The organism is Myxococcales bacterium (assembly GCA_022184915.1).
Lineage (GTDB): Bacteria > Myxococcota_A > Polyangia > Fen-1088 > Fen-1088 > JAGTJU01.
In genome coordinates this window covers 1,548,284-1,561,719 of sequence record JAGTJU010000001.1, presented here as the reverse complement: position 1 = coordinate 1,561,719, position 13,436 = coordinate 1,548,284, and the positions used below count along the sequence as shown (strand labels likewise).

General features: G+C 68.8%; 12 protein-coding genes. 7 read left to right on the top strand and 5 right to left on the bottom strand.

What is annotated here, in order from left to right:
• Positions 1-583: 583 nt before the first annotated feature.
• The 4 genes from KA712_06480 to KA712_06465 are packed head-to-tail and all read left to right on the top strand — an operon-like array spanning position 584 to position 4,525.
• Positions 584-1,414: a hypothetical protein gene (locus KA712_06480; GenBank protein ID MCG5052588.1), complete on the top strand. Its 831-nt coding sequence runs from the start codon at positions 584-586 to the stop codon at positions 1,412-1,414.
• Positions 1,377-2,180 carry a hypothetical protein gene (locus tag KA712_06475; protein MCG5052587.1) on the top strand — a complete coding sequence of 268 codons (804 nt, stop codon included), beginning with the start codon at positions 1,377-1,379 and terminating at the stop codon, positions 2,178-2,180. The genes KA712_06480 and KA712_06475 overlap by 38 nt, the downstream gene beginning before the upstream one ends.
• Positions 2,125-3,741: a HEAT repeat domain-containing protein gene (locus KA712_06470; GenBank protein MCG5052586.1), complete on the top strand. Its 1,617-nt coding sequence runs from the start codon at positions 2,125-2,127 to the stop codon at positions 3,739-3,741. The genes KA712_06475 and KA712_06470 overlap by 56 nt, the downstream gene beginning before the upstream one ends.
• The gene (locus tag KA712_06465) at positions 3,683-4,525 is read left to right on the top strand and encodes a HEAT repeat domain-containing protein (GenBank protein ID MCG5052585.1); all 843 of its coding nucleotides are present in this window, start codon (positions 3,683-3,685) and stop codon (positions 4,523-4,525) included. The genes KA712_06470 and KA712_06465 overlap by 59 nt, the downstream gene beginning before the upstream one ends.
• A gap of 93 nt (positions 4,526-4,618) precedes the next feature.
• Here KA712_06465 and KA712_06460 read toward each other — a convergent pair whose 3' ends face one another.
• From KA712_06460 to KA712_06440, 5 genes are all read right to left on the bottom strand, one after another.
• Positions 4,619-5,440, bottom strand: a complete 822-nt coding sequence (locus tag KA712_06460; protein MCG5052584.1) for a hypothetical protein — start codon at positions 5,438-5,440, stop codon at positions 4,619-4,621.
• A gap of 124 nt (positions 5,441-5,564) precedes the next feature.
• Positions 5,565-7,124, bottom strand: a complete 1,560-nt coding sequence (rny, locus tag KA712_06455) for a ribonuclease Y (GenBank protein ID MCG5052583.1) — start codon at positions 7,122-7,124, stop codon at positions 5,565-5,567.
• On the bottom strand, positions 7,121-7,753 hold the full coding sequence (locus KA712_06450; protein MCG5052582.1) for a 5-formyltetrahydrofolate cyclo-ligase: 633 nt from the start codon (positions 7,751-7,753) through the stop codon (positions 7,121-7,123). Before KA712_06450 ends, rny begins: the two co-directional genes overlap by 4 nt.
• Before the next feature lie 138 nt (positions 7,754-7,891).
• Entirely contained in the window at positions 7,892-8,176 is a 285-nt protein-coding gene (locus KA712_06445; GenBank protein MCG5052581.1) for a cell division protein ZapA, read from the bottom strand.
• A gap of 53 nt (positions 8,177-8,229) precedes the next feature.
• Positions 8,230-8,601 (bottom strand): PilZ domain-containing protein, encoded by a 372-nt coding sequence (locus tag KA712_06440; protein ID MCG5052580.1) that lies wholly within the window; start codon positions 8,599-8,601, stop codon positions 8,230-8,232.
• A 286-nt stretch (positions 8,602-8,887) separates the two neighbouring features.
• On the opposite strand from KA712_06440, the gene fliD reads away from it, so the two are divergent.
• From fliD to KA712_06425, 3 genes are read left to right on the top strand one after another with little or no spacing between them, the layout of a single operon-like run.
• Entirely contained in the window at positions 8,888-10,615 is a 1,728-nt protein-coding gene (gene fliD, locus KA712_06435; protein ID MCG5052579.1) for a flagellar filament capping protein FliD, read from the top strand.
• A gap of 52 nt (positions 10,616-10,667) precedes the next feature.
• On the top strand, positions 10,668-11,501 hold the full coding sequence (locus tag KA712_06430; protein ID MCG5052578.1) for an MBL fold metallo-hydrolase: 834 nt from the start codon (positions 10,668-10,670) through the stop codon (positions 11,499-11,501).
• A gap of 29 nt (positions 11,502-11,530) precedes the next feature.
• Positions 11,531-13,393 (top strand): chloride channel protein, encoded by a 1,863-nt coding sequence (locus tag KA712_06425; protein MCG5052577.1) that lies wholly within the window; start codon positions 11,531-11,533, stop codon positions 13,391-13,393.
• Positions 13,394-13,436: the final 43 nt, after the last annotated feature.

The following is a 13,436-nucleotide window of genomic DNA, read 5'->3' as shown; positions in this document are numbered from 1 at the left end:
CGCGGGGCGCGGCACCCTAGCCGCACGTCGCCCCCTGGGCGCGCCGGCTCAGTTCATACTGCTCGGCTCGATACGCCGGAAGTCTTCCCAGACGTCGTACTCGTCGGCGTACATGTCCGCCGCCCGCTCGAAAAACGCGATCTCCACGGGCGTGAAGACGTCCTCGAGGGGCGCCGGCACGGGCGTTTTTTCGCGGCGTCGTTTGCGTGCTTTCGGCGGCGCAGACGCGCTGTCACGCGAACCCTTGCCGTGCGCAACCGTCTCCGGTTCGGGTCCCGAAGGCGGGCCCTCGTGGGAATGAGTTGATTCGGTCGCGTCCGCGGCGGCTGCATGTCCGGTGCGCGCACGCTTCGTGGGGGGTGACTTTCGTTTTTTCGGGTTCAAGGCATGCCGCGGGGAAACCGGTTTTGCGCGTAGTCTGCCAGACGCAAGTGCCTCGTCCAACCTTCTCGTTCGTACGAAATCCTGGCCGCGTCGACTCCTGGGCGGTGCCCCGGCGCGGCTCGCTGGCGAGGCCGCAAAATGCGGCCATTCCTTGCTTTTTTCCCTGCGCGCGGCGGCAGGCCCGGATATTCTCGGGCCGATGATCCTGTCAGGCGTGGCTGCGACGGGCCCGTTTCGGGGGGCCCTCCCCTTCGACGAATCGGGAAGCAGCGTTTTTTTCGGCCGTCAGGTCGAACTGGAGGCTCTGTACACCCAAGTTCTGCAAGACGGCGTGCGTGTTTCGGCGCTCACGGGTCCGTCGGGGGTGGGTAAAACCTCGCTGTTGCGTGCAGGCCTGCTTCCAGTCCTCGCCAGCGAGGGCTACCTGGGCCTTTACGTGGGCGACTACGAAGACCTCGATCAAGAGCTCATCCAGGCGGCCAGCCGCAGCCGCGCCGAGCCGCCTCACGCCGGCGAACCCATGGTGGACTACGTGGCGCGCTTGACTCACGCCTCGCGGGGCGGCGCGGTGCTCATGCTCGACCATCTCGAAGCCGTGGTCTCGGACAGCGCGCCGGCGGATGCGATCGACAAGATCAAGCGCTTCCTGTCCGGCGTGCTCGCCGCGGGCGGGGCCCGGTTACGCCTTCTGTTTTCGGTCGACTCCGACGCCTACCACCTGCTGGGGCGGCTCTTGCCTCGCAGTGTCCTGGCCGCCACGGGCTCGACCTTCGAGCTGCGCACCTTCGACGAAGACCAAACGGCGGCCGTCATCGAGCAAACGGCCCTGCAAACCGGTACGTTCATCGAGGCGGGTCTTGCCGGGAAGATGTCTACCGACCTGTGCCGGGAGGGGACGCTGTTTCCCGCTCGACCTGCAGATGGTGGCGCGCACGATGATGGACCTCCGCCTGACATCGGTGCGGCGCTACGAACGAAGCGGCGGCGCGGTGATGCTGGCCCAGACCTTCTTCGACCGCGTGGTCGCTGAGGCAGGCGGCCGTATCGGGCAGCGCGTTTTGCTGGACGTTCTCGACCACGGGCTTTCGAGCGTCGAGGAGATCGCCTCACGCAACCAGCTCTCGCGGCCCGACGTCGAGCGCGCCGTCTCGACCTTCGTGGGGCGAGGCGTGTTCGGCAAGCGTGAGGCGGAGCGCGCCGATCGTTTTGCTTTTCTGCACCCGGCGCTGAGCGCGCGAGCGGCCGCGTATTGCGCCCTGGATCGGGCGAAGGTCGCCCGCATCCGGCGCCGCCTGAGGCAGCGTATGCTCGCCGGGCAACGCTTGACCACCCCCGAGCTGGTCTCGGTGTGGCGGCACCTGGGACGCGCGATTTCGCCCGATGAGCTGGCGACGTGCAAGCGGAGCATCCAGCGCAAGGTGTTCAACGCCAGTCTCACGGCCCTCATCGTCAGCGCCGTGGTGGTGGTGCTCTTCATCGAGCTGCGCTCGTCGTATTCGCTCGGCTTCGAGCCACCCGGGGGACAGGGACAGGCGCGGGTCGTCGTCAGGATGGGCCGCCCCGGACGCCCGTTGGTGTCCCTGCTGCCGCACGACCCGCCCTTCGGCTCCGTGCTCGCGGATACGGGGTTTGCGCGCGCGGGGCTGGCCGAAGATCTACGCGATCGCATCGAGTCGGAGCGCGCCAGCGGGAAACTCGAGCGGGGGCCGGAGCGCCAAGTTGCCCGGGTGGCTTCACACGGTGCTGAGCGGCTTGCGCCCCGTGCAGCGGGGGACGGCGTCGATCCTCTTGGGTGAGCCCGCGGGGATCAAAGCGCTTCAGCAAGCCTTCGCCGAGCCGACCTTGCGCCGAGAGACGCTCGACGTGCTCGAAGTGGTTGGGCAAGGCGGCGCGGGAGAGGAAGAGCTGCTGGCCGCGGCGTTGGCCGACCCCTCGGCCGAGCTGAGGCGGAGAGGCGTGGAGGTCGCGGCCGCCATCGACCGGCGCCTTGGCAGGGCTTCACACGCCGCCACGCTTCGTGCGGCGCTCTCCGATCCCGATCCCCTCGTGCGCAACGCCGTGTTGGCCAATGCATCCGCGTTGCCTCCCCAGGAAGCCGCCGACGTGCTTCGGGTGGCCCTGGCGCACGCCGATCCGAACGTGCGCGCCCACGCCGAAGGCGCTCTGGTCGAGCTCGCGGCCCGGGCGCCCGCCGAAGCGGCGGGGGCAGCCGCCGAGGCGGCCAAGCACGACGATCCCTACCTGCGACGCGCAGGGCTCTCGATGCTCGAGCGGGTCAGCACGCAGGCGCCCTCCCAGGTGAGTGACGTCTTGGGAGCACTCGTTGCGGACGCAGCCGTCCCCGAAGACACCCGCGTGACGGCGCTGCGCCTCTTGCGACACGGCGGGGCCTCGGCGGAAGGCCTGCGCCCCGTCATCGAGCGGGCGATCTCGGTGGAGGGATCCCCCCGCCTTCGGGCCGCGGCCCTGCCCATCTTCTCGCGCACGCTCGAGCCCGACCAGGCCGAAGAGCTGGCACGCACCGAGACCAAGGGTCCCGTGTTGTCCCGCGCCGCCGCCGCCGCGATCTGGGGCACGCTGTCTCAGGCGCGACCAGAGGCCACGGCAAAGGCCCTCAAGGTGGCGTTGTTGGACCCAGCGCCCGAGGTGCGCGCCGAGGCGGCCCGGGCCCTGGGGGGCCTCAAGCGCGACGGGCTAGCCCTGCTGGCCCGCACCCTGCTCGACAGCCACCTCGAGGTCCTGCGCGGGGGGCTCGACGCCAGCGTCGAGCTGGCGACGGGCAATGCACCTGTCGTCATCGACACACTCACGAAAGGGCTGCGGCTCGTGCGGCCCGCCTGGCGCAGCGAAATCGTGGGAGCGCTCGGCCGCGTGGGCGACAAACAAGCCTCCCTCGTGCTGCCGCCGCTCATCCGAGCCTTCAAGGAAGGCCCCGGCGACGCCAAACGCGCCGTGGCCCGCACCTTGTGCGATCTCTCCCGCAGCGAGCCCCAGGTCACGTCGCCCTACTTGCGTTTGGTGGCGCGCGACACTGACGGCTCAGTCCGGGCCGCGGCCGCGGCCTGTCTCGACGACCTTGCGGCGGGCGATCCCAAGGGCGCCGCCCGGCTTGCACGGGAGCTGGCCGTCGCCGAGGATCCCGCGGTGCGAGCAGCCGCCGCGCAGTCCCTGGGCCGACTCGCCAAGGCGGCGCCCGAGCTCGTGGCCGCCCCCCTCCTCGCCCTCGCGAGCGATCCGCAGGCGCCCCCCCCGACAAGCCGCCCTCCTGGCCCTCACCGATGCCGGCGAAAGCGGACTGGTGTTCGAGCGGCCAGAGGACGCCGAGCGGGCGCTCGATGCCTTGATTCGCCAGGGTGACCACCAAGAGCGCAAGCTCGCGGTGAACGCCGCCGCGGCGCTTGGCCTGGAAGGTCTGGTTCGGCAAGCGGCGCTCGATCGCGACGAGACCATCCGCCTCGAGGCTCTGCGCGGCGCCGCCCGGCTGAACCCTCCAGCCGTCGACCTCCTGCGGGCCGCCGCCGACAGTGGTTCGCCTTCGGTGCGGGCCGAAGCCATGCGCCTCTTGGTTCTGGCGGGTGGTGAGGCGGCCGCGCAGGTGCTCCCGATCTTCCAGGCCATGGTTCACACGGGCAACCTCGAGACCCGCCGCACGGCGGCGCTCGGCCTGGGCGAGCTGGTGGGTGCCGAGACCGAGGCGGTGCAGGCGCTGGCGCAGCTCATGTCCAGCCGCAGCGAGACCATCCGTCGCAGCGCTGCCGAGGCGCTGTCAGCCGTCGCAGGACGCGAGGCCACGCTGGCCCGCCCCCTGCTCGAGCAAGCACTCGGAGACTCTGCCCACGACGTCCGTGAGGCGGCGAGCCGGGGTCTGGCCGTGGCCTGGGCCGCCGACCAAACGCCCGAGGCCTTGGCGGCGGTCTTACGCGACGCCGAGGCCGATAGCCGGAGACGCTTCGTGGCCCTCGAAGCCCTCGTCAGGCGGGCCAAAACACCCGAGGCACGTACCGCCGTGCTCGACGCCCTGAACGGCGTCGCCACCTCGGGTCCCTCGTTGGCTCGTCTGGCCGCCCGGGTGGGCCTGGCGTTCATCGATAGCCCGGCGACCGAAATGCGCAGCTTCCTCGACCGGCTACTCGGAAGCTGATGCGAGCTTGGGGCCGGCAAAACACCGCGGCCGGTGATCCCGCGCAGGGACACCGGCCGTGGCTCTCGAACGGCACCTACGGGCCAGCGGTCGTCAGCCGTTCGTGCCAGCGTCAGTGGCGCCTGCGTCCGCCCCGGGCGTGCCCCCCGATCCTCCCAGGTTCGTGCACTGACCTGCGAAGTTCACGGACTGGGTACAGGTGGACGTGAGCGGATTGCAGAGCAGCGTGCTCTGGCAATCATCGTGTGACACACACGCCGCGCCCATGCCCAGGCGCTCCTGACACAGGCCGCCCGAGCAGCGCAGGGTTTCGGCGCACAACGCGGTGGCACTGCAAGCACTACCGAGGGCGGCACGCGCCGCGCAGGCAAAGAACCCGGTCGTGGCATTGCGTGTACAGGACTGAGTCGCGGGACATACCTCACCGGGATTCGAGCACGGCGCATTCGCCGCCACGACGCGTGTGGTGCCACAAACGCCCTTGTCACAGACCAACGGGCTCACACAGTCGAGGTCGACCGTGCACGCTTCGTTGGCCTTGGCCAGGCCTTCGAAGGTACGGGAACAAACGGAGCGCAGTTTTTTCCAGTCGGCCGCAGAGACAATGGGCGAAAACGAGCGACGGGTCTCGGCGAGACAAAGCTCTGCTTTGGCTTCTCGAAAGTCCCGCTTGCCGGGGACCCGAAGGGAGGCAGCCTCTTGCACGCAGACTTGCTTGCGCTGTGCCTCACAGGCGGCCAGTGTGGCGCCCATGAACCCGCAGCCCGAGACGAGCGTCCCGCATTCGATTGCGGCGGTCTGGTTGCAGAACTCATCCTCCGTGAGGGGCGTTCCGCCGTCGCCGCCTCCACAGGCACTCAATCCGGCGGCTCCCAAGGCGAAAAACGCGGCTATCCACTGGGTCGATGTCTTCATGGTCACTCCTCGATTCGAGTGTTGAGCTCGCAGTCTCGCCAGAATCGGCCGTGCGAGCAAGGGTGACCGGGACGTGTGCCCCGGCCCCAACGATTCGATCTCCTCGACGCCGCGCGCGCGCCGTTTATTTCGCGTAATCGGTCGCGCGCGTCTCTCGCACGACGGCCACTTTGATTTGTCCCGGGAAAGCCAGCTCGGTCTCCACCCGCCGCGCGATGTCTCGTGACAGCAGCCTGGCCTGGTCGTCGCTCACCCGGCTGTTCTCTACCAGCACCCGCACCTCCCGCCCCGATTGGATGGCATAGGCCTTGGAAACCCCTGAAAACCCGGTGGCAATGCGTTCGAGGTCTCCCAAACGTTGAACGTAGGATTCCAGCATTTCTTTGCGGGCGCCCGGGCGCTGACCCGAAAGCAAATTGGCGGCATCCACGAGGTGGTCTAGCACGTCCTCGCTCGGCACGTCCTGGTGGTGCGCCTCGATCGCATGACAGACGGCCGGCGATTCGCCGTACTTTCGTGCCATCGCGGCGCCCACGGCGGCATGCCCTCCCTCCATCTCCTGGTCCACCGCCTTGCCGATGTCGTGCAGCAAGCCCGCGCGCCGAGCCACCTTCACCGAGAGCCCCAGCTCACCCGCCATGGCGCCGGCGAGGTAAGCCACTTCGATCGAGTGCTGCAACAGATTCTGGGCGCTGCTGGAACGGAACTTGAGCCCCCCGAGGAGCACCAGGAGCTCCGGATGCAGCTTGCCGAGGCCCAGGTCGAAGAGGGCCTGTTCAGCGGCGTCGCGGCACTGCTGGCCCACCTCCTCCTCGGCTTTCTTCACCATCTCTTCGATCCGGCTCGGATGAATGCGGCCATCGGCGATGAGCCGGGTGAGCGCGATACGGGCGATCTCCCGCCTTACGGGGTTGAAGCAAGAGATCACCACCGCCTCGGGGGTGTCGTCGATGATGAGATCGATGCCGGTGGCCGCCTCCAGCGCGCGGATGTTGCGGCCCTCCCGCCCAATGATGCGGCCCTTCATGTCGTCCGAAGGCAAAGCAACGGTGGACACGGTTCGCTCGGTGACGTACTCGCTGGCGTGACGCTGAACCGCGGCGGCCAGGATGGTGCGGGCCTTGTCTTCGGCGTCCTTGCGGGCGGCGTCTTCGATGCGCTTGACCTCCGCGGCGGCCGCGGCCCGTGCCTGCTCCCGCTCGCTTTCCTCCAAAGCGCGCCGCGCCTCCTCCAGATTCATCCCAGCCACTTTTTCGAGCCGCGTCCGCGCCTCGGCAGCCAGCACCGTAGCGTTGCGCGCCACCGCCTCGGTCGCCTCTTCGCGTGCGTCGAGGTCCTTCTGCTTGCGCCGAAAGGCCTCGGACTCGGCCTCCAGCTCCTTCTCTCTGCGCTCGAGGGCGTCAGCCTTCGCCGACGCTTCTCCGATCTTCCGCTGCAAGTCGGTCTGCTGCGCCCGCAGGGCCTCCTCCACCTCGGACTTGCTCTTGCGCGCGACCTCGGCGGCGTCGAGCTCGGCCTGCTTGCGGATGGCAGCAGCTTCAGCTTGCGCGGCTTCGACCACGCGGCGTTTTTCCTCGTGACTTTCGGGGCGAGCGGGAGGACGGCCGCTGCGACCCATGGCAAAAGCGGCCATGCCTGCAACCAGGGCGGACACGACGGCGACGAGAACGGTCAATGCACTCATGTAGGGGACGATTGGCGAAGGGCTTGGCAGGCGATGGTCTGTCGATCGGTGACGATCCAATCGATCGGCGCATCGAAGGACTCGTGGGGGCAGCGGCTCACGACCTGGAAATCGTGGGCCACCCCGAGTAGCAAAACACGTTGGCGGACTGGCAGGCCGGCGATCAACTCGTCGTAGTAGCCTCCGCCCCACCCCAGGCGATAGCCGCGCGGATCGAAAGCCAATCCTGGGGTGACGAAGGCGTCGATCGCCGCCACGGGTACCTCGGGGCAGCCGGGCTTGGGCTCGAGGATCCCAAAGGGGCCATGGCCCCAATCGTCAGCCCCGCTGACCCTGAAGAACGCCAGGCGCGGCTTTCCTCGACCCACCCGCGGCCAGACGATCACCACGCCTTGAGCCGCAAGCGCCTCGAGCGCCGGTCGCGGGTCGATCTCCCCTCTCACGGGGACATACCCGGCCACCACGGCGGCGGCCTGAAGAGGCGCAAAACCTTCGAGGCGCTCCGCCAACGCGCGAGCCGCCTTCGAGCGGGCCAGCGGAGAGCAGACGCGACGCCGCTCGGCCATCTCGTGCCGCAGACGACGTTTTTGCTCGGACACCGAGCGACCGGGGGTGGAAGACACTGCCATGGAGACGGGCCGGCCGGTCGCATCAGGGAGCGGCCGGGGGCGCCACTATAGCCCCGAAGCGCGTGAAAACAGAGCCCAATCGTGGGTTGATGGTTGACGAATCGAGAGGCGCCCCGGGGCAGCGCCACGCCAGGCCGCTCAAACCAGCGCGTGTCTCTCGATGAGCGCCAAAAGGGCCTGGCCCCGCGTGCGGACATCGGCTTTGAGCTTGGCGTGCAACAAGCGTTCGCGCTCGAGCGCTTCAGCCAGCTGCAGGGCCACGAGCACGGCGACCTGTTGCGTGTCAACGCCTCGGCCGCTCTTCATCACGGCCCGGATTCGCGCGTCGACGTCGGCCGCGAGGCGGCGTACGGTGGCGTCGTCTCCGTCGCTCCGCAGAGGATACGTCCGGCCTGCGATTTCGACGGACACGGAGCGCTTCATGCGTCGAACGTACCAGATCTCCAACGCCCGGGGCGAGAGAGCCCCACCTCGTTTCAGGCGTATCCCGTACGGGCACTGCCCTGGCTTCCCTCGAGCAGCGCGGGAAGGCTGGCCAGCAGAATCCTGTCCTCGAGGCTCACGTCCACCAGGCGGATGCCCATGCCAGACCCCAGGGGCGCGTCGTTCACCCAACGGACCTCACCCCGCAGCTCGAGTGGCTCGGGGCGCGCGGGCAAAAACACGGACAGTCTTGCCATCTCGCCGCGCGCATCCAGAAAATCACTGGCGAAGAACAACCCCTCGGCGCTCACGTCGGTCACGACCCCCTCCAGGGCCAGGTGGGCGCTCAGGTAGCGGGCGGTCACGTGGATGCGCCCGCGGCTGACCCGGCGTTTGTCGATGGAGCGGGAGAAGGTGGGGAACATGGGCCTGCGACCCGGCGAGGCGCACGGGCCAAGGCCCATCATGTCCACCTTCGCCCATGGCTTCAAGACGCAAGTGCGAGCCGGCCCCGGGAATCGCCCCTTCTGCGACCCCAGCCCACTGCCCCGTACCCGGCAATGCGGCACAGCGTCCCGGGCACCCGGTCATTTTTTCCCATTCCCGCACGGCCACTAGGCAATTTCTTCCCTGGTGCCCCGTCGAGGGTATATAATTAGTCAGGAGAATTACTTGACAGGCCAGCGCTTCCCTCTGCGCTGAACGCAGACGATGCCCTTTCCCATCACATACAGCCCGGACCGCAGCGTCCTGGCGCTGGGCCCCACCCAGCCGCCGAACCAAGCGATGGGTTCGCTGCTGCCCGTCTCGGCACTCAAGGGTGTGCGCGAGCTCGCAAGCGCCCGCGACGAGGTCATGGGCAACCTCGCGCAGCAGGTGTTCGCGCGCCGAAAGCCTCACGAGCTGGCAAGCCGAAGCCGCGCGGGCGCGAGCGCCACGGACGCCGTATCCGTGCGCGGGGCGTCCGACCACGTGGTCACGGTTCACCAGACCGCGCGAGCCGCCCAGGCCGCGTCGGCAGGGTTCGCCGAGGGAGAAACCCTACGCGCGGGGTCCCTGTCCTTGAGGCTCGACGACGAGCGCGTGACCGTCGCAGTGGCAGAGGGTGGCAGCCTCTCTCAGCTGGCTCAGGCGATCCGGGACGCAAGTGCCGCGATCGATGCCGAGGTTCAGTCCGAAGGGGAGCGACAGCGCCTCGTGCTGTCGCGCAGGCAAACGGGTTACGACGCTCAGCTGGGCGAGAGCAGCGCGCTCGAAATCTCACAGACCTTCACGGGCGGAGAGGGGCGCGAGCTCGGCCTCGCGGTCACGCAAACGGCCCAGAACGCGCGCCTCACCGTCGACGGGCAAACGATTCAACGCCGCTCGAACACGATCAACGACGCGATCGTCGGTACCACGTTGCGGCTGGACGCGTTCGACCCCGGCGGCACGCTCCGCGTGAGCGGGCAGACCGCGCCCCCCAGGCCCCGCCTGGCCGATGGCTCCGGCAGCGCGTTCACGGTGAGCGTCGAGCAGATCGCGGCCGCCGCCCAGGCCCGCTCGGCGAGCTTCTCCTCAGCTTACGAATCAGTGCAGGCGGGCAAGGTTCTCATCTCCGTGGACGGAGGTCGTTATCTCATCCCGGTGGCCGAGGGCGCCACGTTGCTGCAGGCGGCGGCCAGCATCCAGGCTTCGGAGGCTCCCGTCGACGTGAGCCTGGAAAAAAACGCCGAGGGCGTGGCCCTGGTCCTCACGGGCAAAACTACGGGGCATGCCCCCGCTTTCGACCCCGAAAGCGCCTTTCAGGTGGCCTTCGAGCCTTCGGTGGCCTCCGGCCAAGCGCTGGAACTCGAGGTGGTGCAGGCCCCACGAAACGCCCGCGTGGTGCTGAACGGCAAGAGCCTCGAGAGCCGCACGAACGAACTGCAGGGCACGGGCGGCGTGGCGTCGCTGTCCTTGCATGCGCCCACGGAAGGTGCGCAAACGGTGGTGCCCGAGGGGCCCGAGGGTCTGCCGTCCGGTCGCGCCGAGCGGAGCCAGGTGGACGTTCGCGTGGCGCGGCTTCTTCAAGACCAACTCGTCATCGCAGCGCCGGCCCAGCGCGAAGCCTCCGCCGCCCAGGCGCGCAAAGCCTACGCCGAAACGAACGAGGGCGGGGCCGGGGGATCCAAGAAGCCAAACGCAGCGCTGGCACCGCCACGACCTGACGCCGAGCGCGGGGCGTCTGTCCCGAAGGCCCCCGGGGCCACTAGCTCCGCCGCCGAGGGCGCGTCATTCGAGCCCGCGGCACGCACGCCCGCTCCTCCCGCCGGCCTACCGGGGCCGGGGACCGCCTCGCTCCGACAGCGAACCCCCGAGGGCACGAGCTGGCAAAAGGGCGAAGAAGAGGAACTACTATTTCGGCGGGGTCTCGGACGCCGCGCACGGCGCGCCTACGAGCCGTTCGCGCCGCTGTGAGCCTCGCATTCGGCTTTGCACCCACCGGCCCACGGCGATACGCTGCCCGCCCATGAGCCAAGGCAGGTCCACGGGCCGTCCCGCCGATCCGAGGCCCCGCGGGGCGACCGGCAGCAAAGCCGTGAGAAGGTGGGTCATAGGGGCCGTGGCCGCCGTGTTCGCGCTGGGGGTGGGGCTCGGCTCGGCCCCCGCTCAGCAGCTCCCCCCTGTCCCGCGCCTGACCTGGTATGGCCAGTCTTGCTTCCTCTTGGAGACGGCCCAAGGCACCCGGGTGCTGATGGACCCCACCTCCCACGGCGCGGGCTTCCGGCTGCCGGACGCCGTGCCGGCCGACTTGGTGACGGTGAGCCACGAACATCCCGACCACACCAACCTGGGTCTGGTGTCGGGCACCCCCCGCGTGCTCCGGGGCCTCACACCCGACAAAAAGGGTTGGCTAAAGATCGATGAACGCTTCCGCGACGTCTCGATTCGTACGATCGGCGTTTATCACGACGACGAGCTCGGCACCCGTCGGGGTCTCAACGCCATCTTCGTGTTCGAGACGAGCGGCGTGCGCGTGGCTCACCTCGGCGACCTGGGACACACGCTGACCGATCAGCAGCTGTCTGAGCTCGGGCAGGTCGACGTGGTCTTGGTGCCGGTTGGGGGCACGTACACGATCGATGCAGAACGCGCCGCCCGCGTCGTCGACCAGATCAGGCCCCGGCTCATCGTGGTGCCGATGCACTACAAAACGGAGACATCCGCCGTCAAAGAGTTGGCCCCGGTCGACGTCTTCACCTCGGGCCGCCCGCACGTGCGCAAAGTGGAGGGAAACATGGTGGCCGTGCGGTCACTCAAGAGCCGCCCGGGTGCCGAGGTCGTGGTTCTCTCCCCACCCTGACCCGCAGCCGTATCCTCCCTTCGGTTTCAATGAAGCTCTCGACTCTCCCAGAGCACCTTCGTCGGCTGCGCCACGACCTTCAGACGCGGGTGGGCGCGTGGCTCGAAGATCCCGAGCGCGAGCGGTCGGTCTTTTTGGTCCTCACGCTCCTGATCGGAGCTGTGGTGGGTGCCACCACCGTGGCGTTCATCCTGGTCACGGAGCGCTTGGGCGCCCGCCTTTTTCCGCTCGATAGCTCGTCCTGGCGCCGGCTCGCCGTCCCCACCCTGACGGCCGGGCTGGCCGGATTTCTGCTTCACCGCTATTTCCCCGAAGCACGAGGCAGCGGGATCCCGCAAACCCGGGCCGCCCTTCTGAGAGACCGTGGCCGCATCTCCTTGCGCACGGTGCTGGGAAAGTTCGCTTGCACGTCGGCCACCATCGCGGGGGGGGTGCCGCTGGGGCGGGAGGGCCCTTCCGTCCACGTCGGTGCCGGGGTGGCTTCGGTGTTCGGGCAGTCTTTGCGCCTTTCCACGAAGAAGGTGAAACAGCTCGTCCCCGTGGGGGCAGCCGCCGCCATCGCCGCAGCGTTCAACACGCCGGTAGCGGCCGTGCTCTTCACCCTCGAAGAACTGATGGGGGACCTTCACGCCCCGGTCATCGGAAACGTCGTCCTGGGCGCTGCCACTTCCTGGCTGGTGCTACGTCTGATGCTCGGCAACGAACCGCTCTTTCACGTGCCCCACTACGAGCTGGTGCACCCCGGTGAGCTCGTCATCTACGCGGTACTCGGCTTGATCGGAGGCCTCGTCTCGGTGGGGTTCGTCCGCATGCTGCTGTCGCTCCGTTTGCGGTTCAAAGCCCTCCCCGCCCACACGCGCCCCTTCCAGCCCATCGCGGGGGGACTGCTCGTGGGGGCCCTCGCGCTCTTCATTCCCGAGGTGCTCGGCAGCGGGTACCGCTTCATTGGCGACTCGCTCGTGGGCCGCATGGCCATCACCGTCATGGCGCCGCTGCTGCTGCTCAAGCTTCTCACGGTGGCGGTGGCGTATGCTTCGGGGAACGCGGGCGGCATCTTCGGTCCGAGTCTCTTCATGGGTGCGATGACCGGGGGGTGCTTGGGCACCCTGGCGCACTGGTTGCTGCCCAACCACACGGCGGCGCCGGGCGCGTATGCGCTCGTGGGGATGGGGGCGCTCTTTGCCGGGATCGTGCGCGCGCCGTTCACGTCGGTGGTCATGATCTTCGAGCTCACGCACGATTACGCGATCATCGTGCCGCTGATGGTGAGCAACCTGGTCAGCCTCTTCGTCTCGCGCAGGCTGCAGCGGGAAACCGTGTACGTCGCGCTGTCCAAGCAAGATGGCTTTGCGCTGCCCGAACACGAAAGCCGGCGCGAACGCACCCTTCGGCAAATCATGCGGATCGCCACGAAGGAAGAGGCGGACGTGCTCGCGCTCCTCGACGACGATCGGCAAGGCCCTCGCTTGGACCCTGACGATTCGCTCGAACGCGCCCTGGAAAAACTGGGCGCCGCGGGGACCTCGCTCGCCCCCGTGCACGACGACGATCGTCCAGGCCCGAGCCGCTACGTGGTCACGCTGTCAGACATCCTTGACGCCTATGGCGTGGGCCAAAAACACGGAGCGGGTCACCACGGCGTGCCTTCGGCGCCCCTGAGTGAGGGGAGCCGTCAGAGCGTCCGCTTCGAGCTCGGCCCACGCGACGAGCGCGGCGCGCCTGCGGCCGCGCAGGCCTCACCGGGCGCCGATGAGGGCGGCGGCGTATGGGAAGTGGAAGACCTTGCGCCCGACGGCGTGCGGTCCGAACGCGAAGCGCCGGCCTCTGCTGCCGACGAGGCCTCTCGGCCCGGTCAGCCCTCTGGCCCCCCGCCTTGGATACCGCGTGGCTGAGGAAAAACACCGCCGCCGCCCAGAGTCACCCCCAGGCCGCACG